This is a genomic window from Parabacteroides goldsteinii (genome assembly GCF_020091425.1).
Lineage (GTDB): Bacteria > Bacteroidota > Bacteroidia > Bacteroidales > Tannerellaceae > Parabacteroides > Parabacteroides goldsteinii.
Map to the genome: position 1 here is coordinate 60,725 of NZ_CP081905.1, position 20,504 is coordinate 81,228.

19 protein-coding genes are annotated in these 20,504 nt (G+C 40.2%); 14 read left to right on the forward strand and 5 right to left on the reverse strand.

Annotated features, from left to right (window positions below; genetic code table 11):
• Window positions 1–16 precede the first annotated feature (16 nt).
• Both K6V26_RS00615 and K6V26_RS00620 read left to right on the forward strand, forming a co-directional pair.
• Complete coding sequence (locus tag K6V26_RS00615; RefSeq protein WP_005868815.1) at window positions 17–337, forward strand: helix-turn-helix domain-containing protein; 321 nt, start codon at window positions 17–19, stop codon at window positions 335–337.
• Window positions 327–1,853, forward strand: a complete 1,527-nt coding sequence (locus K6V26_RS00620) for a type II toxin-antitoxin system HipA family toxin (RefSeq protein ID WP_005868817.1) — start codon at window positions 327–329, stop codon at window positions 1,851–1,853. The genes K6V26_RS00615 and K6V26_RS00620 overlap by 11 nt, the downstream gene beginning before the upstream one ends.
• A gap of 415 nt (window positions 1,854–2,268) precedes the next feature.
• Here the strand turns inward: K6V26_RS00620 and K6V26_RS00625 are convergent, their stop codons facing one another.
• The 5 genes from K6V26_RS00625 to K6V26_RS00645 form a co-directional block, all read right to left on the reverse strand.
• Window positions 2,269–2,778, reverse strand: a complete 510-nt coding sequence (locus K6V26_RS00625; RefSeq protein WP_007569216.1) for a hypothetical protein — start codon at window positions 2,776–2,778, stop codon at window positions 2,269–2,271.
• Window positions 2,779–3,045: 267 nt separating this feature from the next.
• Window positions 3,046–3,483, reverse strand: a complete 438-nt coding sequence (locus K6V26_RS00630) for a hypothetical protein (RefSeq protein WP_005868821.1) — start codon at window positions 3,481–3,483, stop codon at window positions 3,046–3,048.
• A 43-nt stretch (window positions 3,484–3,526) separates the two neighbouring features.
• Window positions 3,527–3,775, reverse strand: a complete 249-nt coding sequence (locus K6V26_RS00635) for a hypothetical protein (RefSeq protein WP_005868823.1) — start codon at window positions 3,773–3,775, stop codon at window positions 3,527–3,529.
• Window positions 3,776–3,788: 13 nt separating this feature from the next.
• Window positions 3,789–4,025, reverse strand: coding sequence for a hypothetical protein (locus K6V26_RS00640; RefSeq protein ID WP_005868824.1), 237 nt, complete (start codon window positions 4,023–4,025; stop codon window positions 3,789–3,791).
• A gap of 73 nt (window positions 4,026–4,098) precedes the next feature.
• Window positions 4,099–4,410, reverse strand: coding sequence for a DUF2958 domain-containing protein (locus K6V26_RS00645; protein ID WP_005868826.1), 312 nt, complete (start codon window positions 4,408–4,410; stop codon window positions 4,099–4,101).
• 566 nt (window positions 4,411–4,976) lie between these two features.
• Between K6V26_RS00645 and K6V26_RS00650 the strand changes: the two genes are divergently transcribed.
• The 12 genes from K6V26_RS00650 (at window position 4,977) to K6V26_RS00705 (ending at window position 20,400) form a co-directional block, all read left to right on the forward strand.
• Window positions 4,977–6,197 carry a tyrosine-type recombinase/integrase gene (locus tag K6V26_RS00650; protein ID WP_005868829.1) on the forward strand — a complete coding sequence of 407 codons (1,221 nt, stop codon included), beginning with the start codon at window positions 4,977–4,979 and terminating at the stop codon, window positions 6,195–6,197.
• Window positions 6,198–7,067: 870 nt separating this feature from the next.
• Window positions 7,068–7,646 (forward strand): UpxY family transcription antiterminator, encoded by a 579-nt coding sequence (locus tag K6V26_RS00655; protein ID WP_005868833.1) that lies wholly within the window; start codon window positions 7,068–7,070, stop codon window positions 7,644–7,646.
• Window positions 7,647–7,720: 74 nt separating this feature from the next.
• Window positions 7,721–8,842, forward strand: a complete 1,122-nt coding sequence (locus K6V26_RS00660) for an MraY family glycosyltransferase (protein WP_005868835.1) — start codon at window positions 7,721–7,723, stop codon at window positions 8,840–8,842.
• Between the two features lie 12 nt (window positions 8,843–8,854).
• The gene (locus K6V26_RS00665; RefSeq protein ID WP_005868837.1) at window positions 8,855–9,646 is read left to right on the forward strand and encodes a polysaccharide biosynthesis/export family protein; all 792 of its coding nucleotides are present in this window, start codon (window positions 8,855–8,857) and stop codon (window positions 9,644–9,646) included.
• Window positions 9,647–9,662: 16 nt separating this feature from the next.
• Window positions 9,663–12,053 (forward strand): GumC family protein, encoded by a 2,391-nt coding sequence (locus K6V26_RS00670; RefSeq protein ID WP_008782414.1) that lies wholly within the window; start codon window positions 9,663–9,665, stop codon window positions 12,051–12,053.
• Window positions 12,054–12,140: 87 nt separating this feature from the next.
• On the forward strand, window positions 12,141–12,857 hold the full coding sequence (locus K6V26_RS00675) for a tyrosine-protein phosphatase (RefSeq protein ID WP_005868841.1): 717 nt from the start codon (window positions 12,141–12,143) through the stop codon (window positions 12,855–12,857).
• Window positions 12,858–13,095: 238 nt separating this feature from the next.
• The gene (locus tag K6V26_RS00680) at window positions 13,096–14,073 is read left to right on the forward strand and encodes an SDR family oxidoreductase (RefSeq protein WP_005868843.1); all 978 of its coding nucleotides are present in this window, start codon (window positions 13,096–13,098) and stop codon (window positions 14,071–14,073) included.
• 22 nt (window positions 14,074–14,095) lie between these two features.
• Complete coding sequence (locus K6V26_RS00685; RefSeq protein WP_005868845.1) at window positions 14,096–15,364, forward strand: nucleotide sugar dehydrogenase; 1,269 nt, start codon at window positions 14,096–14,098, stop codon at window positions 15,362–15,364.
• On the forward strand, window positions 15,351–15,794 hold the full coding sequence (locus tag K6V26_RS00690; RefSeq protein ID WP_005868848.1) for an acyltransferase family protein: 444 nt from the start codon (window positions 15,351–15,353) through the stop codon (window positions 15,792–15,794). The genes K6V26_RS00685 and K6V26_RS00690 overlap by 14 nt, the downstream gene beginning before the upstream one ends.
• A gap of 564 nt (window positions 15,795–16,358) precedes the next feature.
• Window positions 16,359–17,891, forward strand: coding sequence for a lipopolysaccharide biosynthesis protein (locus K6V26_RS00695; RefSeq protein ID WP_005868853.1), 1,533 nt, complete (start codon window positions 16,359–16,361; stop codon window positions 17,889–17,891).
• Window positions 17,888–19,222, forward strand: a complete 1,335-nt coding sequence (locus tag K6V26_RS00700) for a glycosyltransferase (protein WP_005868855.1) — start codon at window positions 17,888–17,890, stop codon at window positions 19,220–19,222. Before K6V26_RS00695 ends, K6V26_RS00700 begins: the two co-directional genes overlap by 4 nt.
• A gap of 2 nt (window positions 19,223–19,224) precedes the next feature.
• Entirely contained in the window at window positions 19,225–20,400 is a 1,176-nt protein-coding gene (locus K6V26_RS00705) for a glycosyltransferase family 4 protein (protein ID WP_005868857.1), read from the forward strand.
• The last annotated feature ends 104 nt before the right edge of the window (window positions 20,401–20,504 follow it).

A 20,504-nucleotide genomic window follows, 5' to 3' on the forward strand; every position in this document is an offset into this window, starting at 1 on the left:
TATTTACCTTTGTAAAATGACAACGAATCACATCACCCAAGCCATGGCCAATCCGGAAATCATAGTGGAACTGGGCAGACGATTTAAGGAATACAGGCTAACCTATAGGCTCACCCAAAAAGAGGCTGCCGAGAAAGCCGGTGTCAGCCTTATCACCTTACGCCAGTTTGAGAACGGGAAGGCCTATAACATCAATATGGGCAACTTTCTTGCCCTGTTACGAGTAGTGGACTGTCTGGAACAGATGGATGATCTGATGCCGGAAATACCTGTTTCAGCCTATACAATGGAACGAATAATGAATAAAAAGCCGAAAAGGATAAGACATGGAAAATAATGTTGTGAGTGTTATGTTATGGGGAGAAGAAGTCGGAAAGCTCTATTGGGACGAAAGAAACAAAAGAGCCGTCTTCAACTATCATCCGGATTTCATCAAGAAAGGAGTGGAAATCGCCCCACTGACCGCTTCTGTCAAAGGACCGGCGGCAAAGGGTATGCCCATACTCGGAAACAAAGAAAAGACTTATCAAGGTCTCCCACCGTTTTTGGCAGATTCATTGCCTGATCGGTGGGGTAACATGGTCTTCGACCAATGGGCGGCACAAAACCATATCCCCAAGCGCAAACTCACACCGGTAGATAAACTGTCTTTCATCGGGAAACGGGGAATGGGAGCCTTTGAGTTCATCCCGGCCACTCCTGGATTGGAATCCTCTTCCACTCTCCAGATAGAGAGTTTATACCAACTGGCACGCCGTATCTTTGAGGAACGGGAGGAAATATCCGTGCAAGATGACGAAGCACTGCAACTGCAAAGTATCTATGAGATAGGTACATCAGCCGGAGGGCAGCACCCGAAAGCCATCATCGCCATCAATGAAACGACACATGATATACGTTCCGGCCAAGTCCCTTTACCGGAGGGCTATACCTACTACATATTGAAGTTTGCAGAAGGGGACGATTTTCCGTTCACGCAAATGGAAATGGTATATTATGAGATGGCAAAGGAAGCCGGGATTACGATGATGCCTTCCCGACTCATTCAAATTGAGGGAAAACATCACTTCCTGACGGAGCGTTACGATAGGATAAACGGAGAGAAGATACATACACAGACACTTGCTGCCATGAATCCGGATGCAACGAGCTATGAGGATTTGTTTGAAGTCTGCCGAAAACTGAACATCCCGGCAAGCGAACAGTCCGAACTCTACCGTAGGACGGTATTCAATATCATGGGCGGCAATGTGGATGACCACATCAAGAATTTCTCTTTCCTGATGGAAAGAAACGGCACATGGCACATCACCCCAGCCTACGACATGACATTCACCACCAATTTGGACGGTGCGGCATACGAAAACGCACACTCCATGAGCATTGCAGGAAAAGATAACGACATCACGGAAGATGACCTGATGCAATTTGCCAAACAGAACGGAATAAAGAATGCGAAAAGGATAATCGAAGAAGTCAGCCTTGCCATCAGCCATTTTTACGATTATGCCACCAATCATCAAATCGATGACTATTGGAAAGACCGCATCGAAGAGCATCTTTCCGGTTTGGTATCTCCGATCATAGGGAAAACCATGAAACACTACCTGCCCACCATTGTCGAACCCTACGAGACAGAGGATGGCTTTTTGGTATCAGAAATCAACATCATCGAAAACACCCGGCATGATTTCCGTATCGAGGCCTTCATAAACGGAAAGCGACAGAAATACATTGCCGGGCGTAAAAGCGATTTGGCTGCTGAAGTCATTGCCAAAGGCAGAAACAAGATGCCCGTTGAGAACAAGAAAGAACTTGTGGAACGGTTGTTACTGCCTTTAGCTAGAAGATAAAAACAGACGAATAGCGACACTATTACATTAATAAAAAGTCTGTTCTTGTTCGGCAAGCAACTGCATACGATCCAAATCCGGACATTGCCAACGAACAAGAGGAGGCTTTCATGAAGGCTATGCGAAATGATGACTTTTCAATACCATTCTGGAACTGAAGATGAGAGGATATCAGCCATCGGAGAACACACTGAAAAGCCTCCAGCCGGATATATCCTCCACCACCTTCATCGCTGCTGTCAAAATCTTCCAAATGGAAGGGGTACTAAAAAGCCTTCAGGACATAAAGTCTGCGCAAAGCCCGATTACAAGCGGTAATAAACGTAACATGGAGCAAACAAATTTACTATTCAATTTTCAGTTTTTTTCTATTTCTATACTACTGTACGCCATAAAATAACGAAGAAACTTATTCCTATATCAATTCATAATCAATAACATACAATTCACCAAGAATATTAGGGAATGCTACAGTATCATATATCACCTGCCCTACTCCATTAAAATTACCCGGAGATATTACAGATGCTACAACACCATGATAAGCTGTGGGAGAAAAAGAAAGATCTGCTAATCCATTTATCCCAATAACATTTTTCTGTACACCAGCATTATTAACATTACAAAAAATTGCATAATGAATAGTTTGATGTAAATTTACAGCAGCATTAGGAAGATGCACAAAATATAATATATCTCCATTATTACATTTAGCTAAATCATGATAGGTATTTATTTTTTGTATCATACTTTCTAAAGAAGCTCCAAAAGGATTAACTGAAATTCTTTTTCCTGTTGCCTGTTCTATAATTCCTCTAACTAAATTAGCACACCCTCCACCATTTGTAGGTAAATTAACATTCAAATTCTGAGTATTAGTAATAAATTGTGTAATCAATTGTCTATCATTTATACTTATAGCCATATATTATAACTCATGTTCTCCTACTCTCTCAAAGGCTTTTCGGAACCTGCCTATAAAAACTGTCTCTGTAAGCTTACCCCACAAATCTACCCTATAATCCCCAAACCGCTATCATCCCTTTTCTGAATGCCATGGAATTTTTTCCGAATACATAAGTTAGAAGATGAAAAAAGATTGTATTCAAAGTTTTTGGTTCTTTTTTGAAAAAAGAACCGCTGGCCAAAAATCCAACGGTTACTTTACTTTCGGAAAAATATGCAATGAAGTTTATAGGCCGAATGAGGAACGCAGCTTCTTCATGGCATTCTCCACATCAAAGAAAGACACATCCATAAGATCTTCTCCCCATGCTTCCGGAAAGTCAAGAATGGAACGTCCGTTATTAAGAACCGCATCACGGATGGCTTTCATCACATTCTGCCGAGTCGGTTCCAGCTTGAAGAAAAGGCAATGCCTGACTGCCATTGTAAGGGTATCATCATCTATAAAGAAACGGATGGTGACGGTCATGTGTACCTGCGTCCGTTTCTCCAGTTTCTTCTTTTTAGTTTCCAGTTTGGCCAACCGGGAAACATAGAATGAAGGGATATGTTTCCCGGATTCAACGCAAGTCTTCATCGCTTCATGTATTTCAGCGATGCCGTCACGTATATCCGTCAAGTCGGTGCAGTTGGATGCAACCGTATAAGCCGATAACTTTTTCATCTCAAAAGCCGTTTTTATATGGCAAAAGCCCTGTTTGTGAAACTTATAATATATGAATCTCCTTATCACCTACCTTCTCGTCCGATACGACCAATACCTCGTACTTCATCCTCTTGTAATTATAGACTACGGCAAGCGTATTAAAGCCACCGTTATCATACCGCCTGTCATAAACGGTATGTACATACTCATACATCGCATTCCCCATCATGAACTTTACGGAAACATCCGTAAAGTAAAATGCCACCGCATAAGCCAGCGTTTTCTTTTTATCAACCTTTTTTGTTTTCATAACCATTTGTCCTTTATTGTTTTCTGATAAAATATTCAATGGCCGAATGAACCAATATATAATGTGTGGGTGTCTGCCTGCACTGTTCCGCATAAGGATTATAGAACTGGAGAGCCAGCGCATGGTATAATTCCGGCAATTCCCGCTTGATTCTCGCCGTAAGCAGCCGATAGGAGCATTTTCTACCGTACTTCATCAGCTCACGCCATTTGTCCTGTGTTATTTCCGTGCAATTCGTCTCGTAAACCATAACTTCCGTTTTTAAGTTCAATATTCCGGTTGGAAAGCGGAAAGGGGTTGTTCCCTCTCCGTTTATTCTCTAATCAATTCAGGCAAGCTTTTACCGTTATACCGGTTTTCAGTCCTTTATCCAGCTGCACGGTCAACCCACGAACATTCACCTCTTGAATTTGAGAAAGAAGCACATAACCCCATTCCCATTCTTGAATATGGCAATAACCGAAAAAAAGCCAGTCACCGTCTTCCTGCTGTTCGGCTTCCGTTACCAACCATACCACCGAAGAAAAAGGAAGGAAAAACCTTGCGATGACTTCCGCATTAAGCCCCTGCCCCTCTTTTGAGTACAAAGGGTTGGCTTCAAACACATTCTTTAGTTGTTCCGTCACTGTAATCATATGTCACATTTTTAAAGGGTTAAACTTCTAATTTTATGCTTCAGCTAGATTTAAAGACCTTTTTTTAAAACCCCTTTCCGGGATGACCTTTTCTTTCTGCCGACTTTTTTTTTGAGCTTTCATGCCCCATCTGAGTTTATAAGCCTTTTTTTTACGGCACACAACAAGAAGGAAGGAGGGATTGAGAAAAGTTTTGGACGACAAAAAATGTTGGGGACAGCGAAGCCGTCCGGCGTTATTTTTTTCGGTACAAAGGGCGAAGACCGGAACTCTTTCGTATCCATCCACCGAAATAAATTTGCCGTTCAAAAACAAAGGCTCTCAGACGGGGCTATGAAAAAACGTACATTAGGGGAGGCAGAAAACAAGGAAAAGGGCAGTACGGAAATAAAAGAAGAATAAAATCCAACATTATTCACATTGATATATAATAGCCAAGTATTTCGCCATATCAATATAAATCCAACTATAATCAAAATCAAACAGTTATCTAATTTATTGGTTATTAAACATATAATACGCCAAAACATTTATTTTGGAGAATATAATATTAATTAAACAAAAAAATGGCATCATTAAAAATAAAGTATCGACATTCCTCTATAGAAGGAAAAGCGGGAACATTGTTCTATCAAGTAATTCATAATCGTGTAGCAAGGCAGATAAATTCAGGATACAAGATTTATCCTGACGAGTGGGATATTTTCAATTCCCAAATAATCATACCAGCAAAGACAGGAGAAAACCGGCATCGGTATTTGGTTTCTTTAAAAAAATGTATTGAGGAAGACACCTCACGTCTAAAAGATATTATGATAAGATTTGAGAATCTTGGATACAAATATACGGCAGACGAAATCATTGAATATTATTCCGCTCCTCCTGTGAACGAGTACTTTGTGTCATTTTGTGAGAATCTCATTGAAGAATTGAGACAAATAGGTAAAATACGCACCACAGAAACTTATACCACTACGCTCAATAGCTTCAAGCGATTCATGAATTTCAGAAAGAAAGGCAGAGACATCCCTTTCGACAATATAGACTCCAACCTGATGATGGAATATGAACAATATCTAAAATCTAATGACATTTGTCCGAACAGTACTTCCTATTACATGAGAAACCTCAGAGCCATGTATAATCGTGCCGTAGAAAAAGAATTGGTTATACAGCGATATCCGTTTAAACATGTATATACGGGCATAGATAAAACTGTAAAACGGGCAGTTCCGGCCAAAATTATCCGACAGATACGCGATATGGATTTAAGTCACGACTCCTCTTTGGAATATGCAAGAGACCTATTTATGTTCAGTTTTTATACCCGAGGGATGTCATTTATAGACATGGCTTATCTAAAGAAAAGTAATTTGCAAAACGGTTTTTTATCATATCGCAGAAAAAAGACCAACCAACAGCTAGTAATCAAATGGGAAAAGCCCATGCAAGAAATCATAGATAAATACGATACCATAGGTTCTTCTTATCTATTGCCGATCATTCTCGACGCAAAAACGGATGAACGGAAACAATACAAGAATGCAGCCCAGCTGGTGAATTCAAAACTAAAGAAATTGGGAAAACAAATCGGCCTTCCTATTCCGCTGACGAGTTATGTGGCACGTCACGCCTGGGCTTCTATCGCCAGAAGCAAAAACATTCCGTTGGCTACCATCAGCGAAGCTATGGGACATGATTCAGAAAGCACTACACGGATTTATCTTGCATCGTTAGACACCTCCGTAGTGGATAAAGCGAACAGTATTATTTTAAATACACTTTAATTCACATTATAAAACAGTTTACGCCATAGGTTTCAGCATACGTGCCCAATCGGCCCGCTGTTATTCTATGGCAATTATTATTTTTATTTATCTGACAAAAAATAAGTTGGAATTATGTTATACAAATTGAAGTTTTCTTTCTGAGAGAAAGATTTGTAAATGCAAAAGTACAAAAGATAACACAAAAAACACTAAAAATCAGAAGAAAAATATTAGTCATACCATAAAAAATAAGAGGTATGATTAGAAAAAACTGATTATTTGTTGAGCAAATTGATTATACCAATCTTATAAATATTTGATATACATCAAAATACCAATCACCCCATTTCTCTCAGAAAGAGAAACACCGAAAATAGGAGAAATTTCCTATACGAATGCCATAGGAATATAATGAACAAGTATATACCCTATACTTTCAGTTGTATGACAAGATGGATTCAGAAAGGAAAAAGCCCCGTGAAAGTACAAAATTCTTGCTTGAAAAAGATTGAATAAATGACGGTTTTCTCCATAAGAGAAATGTTTTGAATATGCAAAAATACATAAATTATTGAACATAATAGCATAAAACAAAGAAAAACCTTAATAGCCACCTCGTTAAATGTCGTGGTTACATAACAAATGTTGAGTAAACTAGATTGTATTTACAGCGAATAATCCCTGTAAATCAATTATATATGTTAAATATTTATGTCCTCTATTTCTCTTATGGAGAAAAATAGGAATGCGGCAAGATAAAAGACGGCATGAATGGTTGATATGACAGCCAAAAAAGACATAAATTACTATAATACAGACCAATACATAAGTTGGGATGAACTATGGGTATATCTTGACCTGCCGTAATAACTAAAAAACACACGACGAATGAGTACTCCCATAACCACAAGGGAAGATCTAACTAGAATCCAATGGTTCGCCATGAGCGCTTATAAAAACGAGAAAAAGGCGGAAGAGATGCTCAAAGGCAAGGATGGTCTAGAGTATTTCATACCGAAACACTATGCCGTAAGGGTCTATCACGGAGTGAAATCCAAAAGGCTTGTACCAGTCATCCCGAATCTCGTCTTCGTGCATGCTTCCCGAAAACAGATCACGGATTTCAAAAAAAAATATAATTTCTTACAATTCATGATGTGGGAGAAAAGCACGGGACTGAAATATATCGTGGTGCCGGATAAGCAAATGGAGAGCTTTATCAAGATTGCCTCGCAGTATGAAGAAAACACTATTTATTATAAACCGGAAGAGATTGACATACGGAAAGGTACCCACATATGTATTTACGGTGGCAAGTTCAATGGAGTAAAGGGCGTATTCATGCGGGTGAAAGGAAAACGTCGCCGCCGGGTGGTTGTGATGCTTGAAGGGATTATGGGTATATCGGTAGAAGTTCATCCCGATTTGATTGAAGTCATCAATGATTCCGATTGTGACAAATTTTGAGAGATGACACAAAAAGGAGATGATGAAGTTCCCCTTCCTCGTGGCCTTACACAAATAAAATAATATTTGAATATATGTATTTTTGGATTGTAAATTGTTCACTGGCATTTTTGCTTTGTGTTCTCTGTGCGGGTATCGTCATTCCCCAGATTCTGCTAATCGCTTTCCGTAAGAAATTGTTCGACTTTCCCGATGAGCGGAAGGTACATCATTGTGCGGTGCCCCGATTGGGTGGTATCGCATTCAAGCCGGTAGTGTTTTTCACCATAGCCCTGTTGCTAGGAATCAATATGGTGCTGGGACATTCGGAGATATTGTCCGAAATCGGGAACGACGTGTGCTCTTTGGCTTTTGCTTTCTGCTCCATCATGGTACTATATCTGGTTGGCATGGCCGATGACCTGATCGGTATCCGTTATCGTGCCAAGTTTGTCATCCAGATTCTGTGCGGCGTGATGCTTATTGCCGGTGGGGTATATATCAACAACCTATACGGTGTTCTGGGCATCCATGCGGTGCCGTTATGGTTAGGATATCCCCTGACCATCCTGATCGTGGTCTTCATCATCAATGCCATCAACCTGATTGACGGCATTGACGGGCTGGCTTCCGGGCTATGCAGTATCGCCTGCCTATTTTATGGACTGACTTTCTTTATGCTCCATCAGTATGTTTATGCCATGCTGGCGTTTGCCACATTGGGAGTGTTGGTACCATTCTTCTATTACAATGTTTTCGGGAACGCCAAACACGGAAGGAAGATCTTCATGGGCGACACAGGCAGTTTGACCATCGGCATGATGCTCTGTTTCCTCAGTCTCAAACTGACCATGTGCGGACTAGACGATAATACAGGAAATGTACATCCGATGGTGCTGGCCTTCTCACCCTTGCTGGTTCCATGCTGTGACGTGGTCAGGGTTTACCTGCATCGGGTACGCAACGGAAAGAACCCGTTCCTGCCGGACAAGAACCATATCCACCATAAGCTGCTTGCTCTCGGAATAAAGCAGCGCAATACCATGATCATCATTGTTTCCGTGTCAACTATATTCATACTGCTCAATATTCTTCTGTCCCTTTATCTCAATGTGAACTGGATCGTTTTGGGTGATATATTGATATGGACTCTCGCCAACATCAGGCTGACAAAATCTATCGCACAACTTCAATCGGAACAGAAAACCAACAAATAAAAATCAATAAATATGAAAATCAGATACATTTTATCCTTATTAACCGTGGCCTTTCTATTGGGATCATGTGCCACACCGAAAGTCGCTTATTTCACGGACCTGAAACGGGGTACCGCAGAGCAAGTCTTGAACCCGCTGGAAATCCGGATACGTCCAGAAGACAAGATTTCCATACAGGTCAACAGCAAAGACCCCTTATTAATGAACCTTTTCAACCTTCCGATCATATCCCGACAGATTGGTACGACATCAGGTACATCCAATAGTCAGGGAATATCAGGATATACAATAAATAAGGATGGGGATATTGATTTTCCTGTGCTGGGACATATCCATGTGGCAGGAATGACACGCGCGGAGATCGCCTCGTATATAAAAGAGGAATTGGTTTCAAAGAATCTCGTGAAAGACCCCGTTGTTACAGTGGAGTTTATGAACCTGACCGTTTCAGTGTTGGGCGAGGTTGCCACCCCCGGACGTTTCAATATCGAAAAGGACAAGCTGACACTTTTGGAGGCCTTAAGCATGGCCGGGGACCTTACCGTCTATGGGAAACGGGAAAACGTGCTGGTACAACGGGAGGAAAACGGGAAAAAAACCCTGTATCAGGTCAACCTGAATTCGGGATATGACCTTTATGCCTCTCCTGTGTATTATTTGCAGCAGAACGATATCGTTTATGTGGAACCCAACTCAATGAAAGCACGGCAGGCGACCGTCAACGGCAATAACGTCCGCTCAGCCTCTTTCTGGATGTCATTGGCCTCGTTGCTGACGACCATTACCGTGTTGATTGTAAAATAATATAGAATCAGATATGATGACCGTAAATCAAAAGAATATAAAACCGGGGCAGCAGGATGATTTCCTGCGAATACAGGACCTGTTATACCTGTGCCTCGCAAGATGGAAGTGGTTCGTCTTGTCTTTAGCGGTAACGATCGGTGCCGCTACTGCCTATCTGTTACGCACTCCTGCCGTATATACACGTACCGCTTCGGTATTGATCAAAGAGGATTCCAAAGGCAAGTCGGTCTCCTCGGATTTGGAATCCTTCTCGGAGTTCGGGCTGTTTCAATCCGGTACAAATGTGAATAACGAACTCATCACCTTTCGATCACCGTCTTTAATGACCGAAGTGGTTAAACGGTTGCGTCTGGATATGAATTACTTCGTTCGGGGAAAATTCCACCGTCAGGTAGCCTATGGACTGACATTACCGGTGGATGTAACGATAAATGACTTGCCTGAGAATGAATCAGCCGGTTTTACGTTGGAAATACAGCCGGACGGTACGTTATACCTATCCGACTTTATACGTAACGGGACAGATCTTGAAGAAAAGGACGTAAAGGGAAGCTTGCTCGACTCCATCACTACGCCATTGGGAAAAATCATTATCCATACAACACCCAATTACGTGAAAGGCGAGGCATATACATTATATGTAGGCAAATCCAGTCTGTATAACGCCGTCAACTCCTGCTCGTCCAATCTGTCCGTTTCATTGAACAGCGAGAAAGCGTCAGTCATAGACTTGTCATTCAAGGATAACTCCACACAGCGGGCAGAAGATGTATTGAGCATGTTGATTTCCGTTTATAACGAGAATTGGGTGAAGGACAAAAACCAGATCGCTGTCAGCACCTCAATGTTCATCAACGAGCGTCTGGGCGTAATCGAACGGGAACTGGGAAATGTGGACGAGGATATCTCCTCTTACAAGTCAGAACATCTGTTGCCCGACGTGCAGGCGGCATCGAGTATGTATATGGCTCAAAGCAGTGCGGCCAACGCGCAGATCCTGTCCCTGAACAACCAGCTTTATATGACCCGTTACATCCGGAACTATTTAGCCAACGATGCCAACCGTACCCAACTGCTTCCGGCCAACTCCGGCATTGAAAGCGCCAATATTGAATCGCAGATTGCCGAATACAACAAGCAACTGTTGCAGCGCAACAGTCTGGTTGCGAACAGCAGCACGGAAAATCCGCTGGTCGTGGATATGGATCAGGCTCTGGCATCCATGCGTGGGGCGATAATCAGATCTATCGACAATCAGATAGTGACCTTGAATTCGCAGATAAAAAGTTTGCGGCAGACGGAGCAACAGACGACATCACGTATAGCGGCCAACCCAACACAGGCCAAGTACCTGCTTTCGGTGGAGCGCCAACAGAAGGTAAAGGAAGCTCTTTACCTATTCCTGTTGCAAAAGCGTGAAGAGAACGAACTCTCACAGGCGTTCACGGCTTATAATACCCGCATTGTTACCCCGCCACACGGCAGCATGTTGCCGACATCCCCTGTGCATAAAAATATCTTTATGGTCGCATTCGCTCTGGGGCTGCTCATTCCGATAGTCATTATCTTCATGCGCGAGAATATGAATACCCGTGTACGGGGAAGGAAAGACCTGGAAAACCTGACTATACCGTTCATCGGTGAAATTCCGCTGTTCACAAGAAAGAAAAAAGGGATATTAGGAAAGAAACCGCAGGAAGTCAAGGCCGTTATCGTCAAGGAGGGCAACCGTGACATCATCAACGAGGCATTCCGCGTATTGCGTACCAACCTGGAATTTATGACCGGCAAGGACAAGACTTCGAATGTCATCATCATGACCTCATTCAATCCGGGCAGCGGCAAATCGTTTCTGACCATGAACATCGCCGTGAGCCTTGCCATCAAAGGAAAAAAAGTGCTGGTAATCGACGGAGACCTGCGCCACGCCTCTGCATCATCCTATATCGACTCTCCTGACAAGGGATTGAGCGACTATCTGGGAGGTCGTATCGATAATCTGGATGAGATCATCGTACCCGATCCGAAACATAAATCTATGGATATACTACCCGTGGGAACGATTCCTCCTAACCCAACGGAATTATTGTTCGACGAGCGGTTAAAGCAGACAATCGATACTGTAAGGGAGCAATATGACTATGTGCTGATCGACTGTCCGCCCGTTGAACTGGTGGCCGACACGCAAATTATTGAGAAACTGGCCGACCGTACCGTTTTCGTAGTTCGTGCAGGATTACTTGAACGGAGTATGCTTGCTGAATTGGAGAAAATCTACGAGGAGAAAAAATACAAGAACATGTCCCTGATCTTGAACGGGACCGAGGGAAGTGGCGGTCGCTATGGATACCGTTATGGCTATCGATATGGTTATCACTACGGTTACGGCTCAGGATACCACTAAGGTTCCGACGGAAAACAGGGTGGGGATAAATGGATGATTATTAATTAAAAAAAATAAAATGTTTTATATAAAAATACTCGTATCATTGTGTGGCCATTCAGGAAACGTATATCGCTGAAAGATAGCGGTATATTCAAGAATTTTACCGACTGTCACTCGCACATTCTGCCGGGTGTGGACGACGGTGTGCAGACGATGGAAGAAGCATTGGAAATACTGCGCCTGTATGAAGAGTTGGGCATAAAATCCGTATGGCTTACACCGCATATCATGGAAGATATGCCCAACACCACACTGCACCTCCGGGAGCGTTACGCTGAACTTCAAGCCACCTATAGCGGTCCGATAAAACTGCATCTGGCCTCAGAGAACATGCTTGACAACCTCTTCGAGGAACGGTTGGAAAAGAACGATCTGCTGCCCTTGGGTGAAAGCGGTGACCATCTACTGGTGGAAACCTCCTACTTTAACCCTCCGATGGGATTGAACAACATTCTGCTCCGCATCAAGGCTAAAGGCTATTATCCCATTCTTGCCCATCCGGAACGGTATGTTTATATGGGTGAGTCGGATTATCAACAATTAAAAGACATGGGAGTGAAGTTTCAGTTCAATCTTCCGTCAATAGCGGGTATGTATGGCAACCGGATTAAGAAAAAAGCCATGCTGCTATTAAAAGAAAAGGCTATTACTCATATAGGAACGGACATTCACAATTACAATATATTTCAAAAGTTCATTTGTACGAGTATTACAAAAAATATACAAAACTGTTTAATTGATAGTCAGACTGTTATAGTTTAAATAGATTATAATTATCGGTTATTAAGACCTGTAGATTCTGTTTAACTTTTTCTCTCTAGGTGGATTTGCATAAAATACATACAAAAAAATCCAACAGGCTGGAATTCAATGGAAATTGTAACAATCGACTTGGAGCAGATACACACAATCTCTCTTTTATCCAAACCAGTCTTAAAATAAATCATTACACCCCTATCAAGCAATAGGCTTGCAACTTCAACATAAAACAACAATCCATATGTCATTAACAAAAGTTTTAGTTACTGGTGGAGCGGGATTCATCGGCTCCAATTTATGTGAGTATTTATTGGCTCACGACTATGATGTAATCTGTTTGGATAATTTTTCCACAGGTAAACCTGAAAACATTTTTCCATTTCTACAACGATATCCGAATAAGTTTAAACTTATCGTAGGAGATATACGGAATCTGAACGATTGTAAGAAAGCTGTAGAAAATGTAGATTACGTTATGCATGAAGGAGCATTAGGCTCAGTTCCACGTTCTATCAAAGATCCTATAACTACAAATGAAACTAATATATCGGGATTCTTAAATATGCTGACAGCCGCTCGCGATGCCAATGTAAAGCGTTTTATATATGCAGCAAGTTCTTCTACATATGGAGACAGTCAGTCTCTTCCCAAAGTAGAAGATGTGATTGGTAAACCGCTTTCGCCTTATGCCATAACAAAGTATGTAAACGAGCTTTACGCCGATGTGTTTGCCAAAACCTATGGAATGGAATGTATCGGCTTACGATATTTCAATGTTTTCGGTCGTCGTCAAGATCCATTCGGGGCATATGCTGCGGTGATTCCTTTGTTCGTTAAGAAATTCATGGCTCATGAGAGTCCTGTCATTAACGGAGATGGTGAATATAGCCGCGATTTTACTTATATAGACAATGTGATTCAAATGAACATGCTGGCTATGACCACGACAAATCCGAATGCAACCAACCAAGTATACAATACTGCTTTCGGAGAACGCACCACATTAAACCAGTTGGTCGGTTACTTGAAAGAATTTTTGAGTGAATTTGACCCCGAAATTGCCAACGTGAAAATAATTCATGGTCCCAACCGCTTGGGGGATATTCCCCATTCCTTGGCATGTATTGATAAAGCAAAATCCCTTTTAGGTTACAATCCTCAATACAGTATGCGTGACGGTTTGAAAGAGGCTGTCAAATGGTATTGGAAGAATATTTAAAGTAATAATAACAGATGAAATTATGAATGAAACTAAAATTTGCGTAATTGGTCTTGGTTACGTAGGGCTCCCTTTGGCTCGTCTTTTCTCGACAAAGTATAAAACGATAGGTTTTGACATGAACCAAGCTCGTGTGACTGCTTTGATGGCAGGTCATGATGCGACACTCGAAGTGTCAGATGAACTACTCCAATCTGCCCTTGCCAATGGTTTTAAGTGTACTGCCAATATAGAGGAAATCCGTGATTACAATTTTTATGTAGTTGCCGTTCCCACTCCGGTAGACAAAAACAACAATCCGGATTTGACTCCGCTTTACGGTGCCAGCACAACTGTTGGTAAGGTAATCTCCAAAGGGGATATTGTGGTGTATGAATCTACTGTTTATCCAGGTGTTACAGAAGACGAATGTATCCCGGTTGTGGAAAAAGTGTCCGGATTGAAATTTAATGAAGATTTCTTTGCTGGCTATAGCCCTGAACGTATAAATCCGGGAGATAAACTTCATACAGTAGAAAAAATCAAAAAGGTTACTTCCGGTTCTACGCCTGAAATAGGTAAGAAAGTAAATGAGGTATATGCTTCTGTAATTACCGCCGGTACACATCTCGCTCCTACGATGAAAGTAGCGGAAGCAGCCAAAGTAATAGAAAACTCACAGCGTGATATCAATATCGCATTTGTGAATGAGCTATCCAAGATATTTACTAAAATGGGCATTGATACACAGGATGTACTGGAAGCAGCTTCTACCAAATGGAATTTCCTGCCATTTAAGCCTGGGCTGGTTGGAGGCCATTGCATTGGAGTTGATCCGTATTATTTGGCTCAATGTGCACAACGTCACGGTTATAATCCTGAGATAATCTTAGCCGGTCGCCGAATGAACGACGGTATGGGGGAATATGTGGCCAACCAAGTTGCGAAATTGATGCTGAAGAAAGGAATACAGGTGCTCAACTCTCATATCCTCATATTAGGGTTTACTTTTAAAGAAAACTGTCCTGATGTGCGGAACACAAAGGTTATAGATATTTACAATGCTTTGCGAGAGTATAACGTACATATCACCGTATATGATCCTTGGGCCAATCCTGATATAGTTATGCGAGAATATGGAATCTCGGTAACGAACCAACATCCTTTGGATAAGAAATTCGATGCGGCAATTATAGCTGTAGCACACGAACAGTTTATAGGCTTTGATGTAAAAACGTTACTAAATGCTCAACACGTCATATTCGATGTTAAAGCTATCTTTGAAAAAAACGTTGTAGATGGTAGACTCTAATCGGATTGTCTCCTTTGACATATTGAAAGGGGGAGGAATTTTATTGGTCATCCTTGGTCATATACAAATCCCTTACATGTTGAAAACCGTTATTTACAGTTTTCACATGCCCCTTTTCTTTTTTGTGTCAGGCTGTTTCTTTCGTCCAATCAGTTTGAGAGAGTTTTTTGCAAAAAAGACCAGACAATTACTGATTCCTTGGGCCTTTTTTGCCTTTTTGTTGTTCGCATATTTGTTCGTTTTGAAACTTAACGAAACTCATAATTGGGCAAAAGCGATCTCGCTCCCTGTAACGAGTATGTTTGATGGTTTTCTCGGTGATGAAAACTCTTTTATTTTATTTCATGTAATTTGGTTTTTAATTTGTTTGTTCGAGGTTTCATTCGTTTATTTATTGATACATAAAATCACCCCTACAATAAAGCATTAACAATCAGCGCATTATGTATATTATTATATGGAGTAGGATATTGGTTAAATGCTAATAACATTGATTTGCCATATTTTATTGACACAACAATGTCTACCTTGATTTATTACCATCTTGGTTTTTGCTTCATGCGGAACAAATGGTACGGCATGAAGGTTTCACCGATATACTCATTATTCTTGCTTATTATCGCCATTGTTTTCATCGTTCTATTTCCCTCTTACGTTGACTTAAAATCAAACAATTTTCCATTGCATCTATTGTTGCTTTCAATGGTTTTTATTATGAATTTTTATTGGTTTATCAATTCATATTTTAATTCGAGAAAGCTGAAACTTATTCCATTGGATAAAATATTGATTTGGTGTGGAATTAACAGTTTGGCATTATTGGGGCTACATATATTATTTGTAGATACATTCTGGATCGTGCGCAATAAGTTACATCTTGTAAACTACAGTTGGACCATATTGGAATTTGCACTCATTGTTGCAATATGCTATTTTGCGACAACCTTAATAAAAAGATACATTCCGTCTGTATTAGGAAGATCATAAGCTTGCTATGAATAAGACATCGTCCGTAAATAATAAAAAAATATTCAAGAATACAGTGGCACTTTATGCACGTATGTTGCTGTCCATGATTGTATCACTATATACATCACGGATCGTGTTAAATGCACTTGGTGTAGATGATTATGGCATTTATGGACTTGTCGGCGGTATTGTTGTCCTATTTAGCTTTTTGAATGTAACGATGAGTGGAGCGACTTCACGCTTTCTTACAGTCGAACTTGCCAAAAATGACCCTCGACAACTCCAACAAACATTCAATACAGCCTTTATATTACATATAGGAATTGCAATTATAGTCTTGTTTTTGGCTGAAACGGTCGGACTTTGGCTGTTATTCGAAAAATTGAACATTCCAGATGAGAGAATGAGTGCAGCTGTTTGGGTGTATCAATTTTCAATAATTTCCTCAATGGTCAGCATCACTCAAGTTCCATACAATGCGACTCTTATTTCGCACGAAAAAATGGACGTGTATGCTATTGTGGAAATTGTTGGATCACTGTTGAAGTTGCTGATCGCTACACTTCTACTTATTACAGTATGTGATAAGCTCATTTTATATGGAGGACTTATGCTCTTATCTTCATTCTTGATTGCAATGACATATCGCATTTATTGCATTAGGCATTATGACGAATGCCGGATTAATTGGGAATGGAATAAGGTTATCGGCCGTTCTCTGTTTAGCTTTTCAGGATGGAATCTTTATTCCAATATTTGCTTTACTACTCGTCAACAGGGAACAAATATGTTGCTTAATATATTTGGCAGTACAGCTGTTAATGCCGCAGCCGGATTGGCAACAACTGTGCAACTGATGATTGAACAAGTATCAACCAATTTGGTAATGGCTTCGAGGCCGCAAATTATAAAGCAATACGCATTGACCGATTTCAATGCCATGATACAATTACTAAAGCAAACTACTTGTTTGGCAAATGTGTTATATCTGTTGGTTGCTATTCCTTTTATCTCTGAAATACATTATGTAATGAATTTATGGCTCGTGGAAGTTCCTCCATATACAATTGAATTCTGTATTTTATTGATAGTCTCAAGCTTCATATCATTGAATAATAATATTATATATATTGGAATACAAGCTGTCGGACGTTTGAAATTTTATTCATTTATGGCGGGGACAGTATCATTATCAGTCATTCCGATACTTTGGTTATTGTTTAGTAAAGGTATCGGCTTGACTTGGGCTTTTGGATTGCCTATAGTGAGCACATTATTGATTTATATCGTTTGCTCATATACACTCCATCATTATGTTGAAGATTTCAAACCGATACGTTTTTTCTTCACAACGATGGTAGTGAATCTTTTCATAAGTATTCCTTCTTTTACCGCAATCCTACTCATACAACATATCTTGGTTGAGTCCTTTACAAGAGTGATTATCGTGGCTCTTAGTTCTTCAATAATATTGGTTGTTCTGTCCTATTATGTGCTATTAGACAAAGAAAATAAGAAAAAAGTAAAAGCATTGATTTTAAACAAATTAAAACGATGAATAAAAACATACTTATAATTACTCCTTTTTTTCCGCCACAGACTCATGCTGCGGTATTTAGGGCATTTAAACTTGTAAAATATCTTAAACGTACAGGTTGGAATCCGATAGTACTGACGGTTAATCGTAATTATCTATATTTAGAAGATCCTGATTTGTTGGACGAAGTCCAAGACGTGCCTATTTATCAAGCCAATTATATAGAACCGACATTGCGCGGCCTTAGAATGTTGCTTGGAGGAGAAGATACTTCACTCAAAGCCATTACAGCCAAAGCAAAAACTATTGGTGCACAGTCAAAAAGCACGGATACAGTCACCTCTAACAAGCAATCTTTATTCGGTAAGTTTTATAAATATATACTAGACCGATGGATTCAAGTTCCCGACCGCTTTAGATTCTGGGAAAGAAGTGCCGTGAGGATGGGACGAAAAATAATTAAAGAACATGATATATCTATCATATATACCACTTGCCTGCCTTTTACCTCAAATAGAATCGGTATGCGACTTAAACATCTAACCGGAGTAAAATGGGTTGCTGATTTCAGGGATCCTACCACATACGCTAAGCGAATGTATTCTGATTATTTTCCTGTTTTTGCCAAGCAAAAGAAAATTGAACAAGATACTTTTAAATACGCTGATGCTATTACTGGTCTGTCGGGAGCATACCTGAATATATTTAATGATTTATATGAGGGACGATACTCAAATAAATCATATTTTATTCCAACTGGAGTAGATGATGATTATTTGCCTTCTTTTCAAAATAGAGAAAAAGAGAATTATATAATATTCGTGGGTGAATACCTCCATGAATATAAAGATAATTTCTTGAAAATATTTGCCGAAGCTGTCAATTCTAAGGAATTAAAAGGCAAGGGTTGCACCCTTAAAATTGTGGGTAATAAGAATATCAATCAAAAACAAACGGAAGAATTTGTCAATGATTTGGGAATCTGTAACAACGTGGAATATATCAATCATGTACCGCAGCGTAAATTGTATGAATTGATAGTTAATGCAAAAGCAGCAGTACTTATTCCCGGACACACGGCTTTATGGTGGACTAATTTCGCAAAAATGGTCGATTATATCGCATTACAAGTGCCTGTATTAGCAATGGTGCCCATGACTAGCGAAGCACGAACCGAATTGATAAAAGCAGGCATAGGTATTTTTATAGATACTCCTCAGCAAGGTGTTACTGTCATCAAACAAGTATTTAGCGAAAAATTTCCAATGACGGCAAACAAAGAATATTGCCGCCGTTACTTGGCATCGCAACAAACAAAATCTTTCATTGATATTTTCCAAAAAATACAATAGAGATGCATATAGCGTTTTTAACTACAGAATATCCGATATTGGGTATGAAATGTGGCGGAATCGGAATTTTTATCAAACATTTGTCTCATCTTATCGTTAAGAGTGAGACTGGTGTGAAGGTATCAGTTGTGTATTGGGGCAATAAGTTTACAGAAACTGTGTGGGACGATGGTATATCTGTGATACCTATAAACCAGCCTCATAAGTCTCCATTTTCTTCTTTTATCAATAGAAGGTATCTAAATAAAAAGTTAAATCTATTAGTGGCAAAGATTGGCATCGACCTCGTTGAATCTATCGACTGGGAGGGACCTTTGGCTTTTTGTAGTTTATCTGTACCAGTAGTTACAAGATTACATGGTTCAAATGTGTATTTCGATCATTTGTCTGGAAACAAAACTCCATGGAACGTACGGCTTATGGAATATAATGCTTTGCGTAATTCTGATGCCTATATAGGAGTTAGCCGACAGGCTCTCGACCTGACGGATAAATTATTCAGTCTGTCTTCGAATAAGAGAAAATGTGTAATATATAATCCTGTGGATATAAACATGCCCCCTCTTTCATCTAGTGACATGAACAAAAATACAATAACGATACTTTATTGGGGGACAATTGTTGAGAAAAAGGGGGTACTTGATTTGCCTCTTATTTTCAACAGGATATGCGAGCAAAACGACAATGTCAAACTCATTCTCATCGGACAGGATGCAGTAGTGAATGGTTCTTCGACATGGGAAAAATGCAAATCTCTCTTTTCAAAGCAATCGATCGGTTGTGTATCGTATTTAGGTCGCTTACCTTATGACAAGACTATGTCATACGCTAACAGTGCCGATATTTGCATATTTCCAAGCCATGCAGAAACTTTCGGTTTGGTCTTACTGGAGGCAATGTTACTGCGGAAGGCAATTGTTTGTTCCGATATCGATTGTTTTCAAGAGATTATAGGAGACAGTAACTGTGTTTGCAAATGCAGGGTGAAACGTATCGATGAATTTGCAGAGGCTTTGCAACGGCTAATCTCGAATCCCATTTATAGGTGTGAACAAGCCGACAGGGCTTATCTAAATGCAACTGCTAGATTCAACACCAACGAGATAGTGGCACAAAACATCGAATTTTACAATCGAGTTATAAGAGATAGCTCCAAACATCATGTAGAAGAATCCTAACTCAACTGCTTTATTAGAAAATTTAAACGGACTTTTTATTTATAAAATCACATATTCATACGAAGGGGAGTTAAGGCTTTTTTTGTATTGCCATCTTGAAGAAA

Coding starts and splice junctions, on each gene's coding strand:
- K6V26_RS00615 (WP_005868815.1), top strand. CDS start 17: ATGACAACGAATCACATCACCCAAGCCATGGCCAATCCGGAAATCATA.
- K6V26_RS00620 (WP_005868817.1), top strand. CDS start 327: ATGGAAAATAATGTTGTGAGTGTTATGTTATGGGGAGAAGAAGTCGGA.
- K6V26_RS00625 (WP_007569216.1), bottom strand. CDS start 2,778: ATGGCTATAAGTATAAATGATAGACAATTGATTACACAATTTATTACT.
- K6V26_RS00630 (WP_005868821.1), bottom strand. CDS start 3,483: ATGAAAAAGTTATCGGCTTATACGGTTGCATCCAACTGCACCGACTTG.
- K6V26_RS00635 (WP_005868823.1), bottom strand. CDS start 3,775: ATGAAAACAAAAAAGGTTGATAAAAAGAAAACGCTGGCTTATGCGGTG.
- K6V26_RS00640 (WP_005868824.1), bottom strand. CDS start 4,025: ATGGTTTACGAGACGAATTGCACGGAAATAACACAGGACAAATGGCGT.
- K6V26_RS00645 (WP_005868826.1), bottom strand. CDS start 4,410: ATGATTACAGTGACGGAACAACTAAAGAATGTGTTTGAAGCCAACCCT.
- K6V26_RS00650 (WP_005868829.1), top strand. CDS start 4,977: ATGGCATCATTAAAAATAAAGTATCGACATTCCTCTATAGAAGGAAAA.
- K6V26_RS00655 (WP_005868833.1), top strand. CDS start 7,068: ATGAGTACTCCCATAACCACAAGGGAAGATCTAACTAGAATCCAATGG.
- K6V26_RS00660 (WP_005868835.1), top strand. CDS start 7,721: ATGTATTTTTGGATTGTAAATTGTTCACTGGCATTTTTGCTTTGTGTT.
- K6V26_RS00665 (WP_005868837.1), top strand. CDS start 8,855: ATGAAAATCAGATACATTTTATCCTTATTAACCGTGGCCTTTCTATTG.
- K6V26_RS00670 (WP_008782414.1), top strand. CDS start 9,663: ATGACCGTAAATCAAAAGAATATAAAACCGGGGCAGCAGGATGATTTC.
- K6V26_RS00680 (WP_005868843.1), top strand. CDS start 13,096: ATGTCATTAACAAAAGTTTTAGTTACTGGTGGAGCGGGATTCATCGGC.
- K6V26_RS00685 (WP_005868845.1), top strand. CDS start 14,096: ATGAATGAAACTAAAATTTGCGTAATTGGTCTTGGTTACGTAGGGCTC.
- K6V26_RS00690 (WP_005868848.1), top strand. CDS start 15,351: ATGGTAGACTCTAATCGGATTGTCTCCTTTGACATATTGAAAGGGGGA.
- K6V26_RS00695 (WP_005868853.1), top strand. CDS start 16,359: ATGAATAAGACATCGTCCGTAAATAATAAAAAAATATTCAAGAATACA.
- K6V26_RS00700 (WP_005868855.1), top strand. CDS start 17,888: ATGAATAAAAACATACTTATAATTACTCCTTTTTTTCCGCCACAGACT.
- K6V26_RS00705 (WP_005868857.1), top strand. CDS start 19,225: ATGCATATAGCGTTTTTAACTACAGAATATCCGATATTGGGTATGAAA.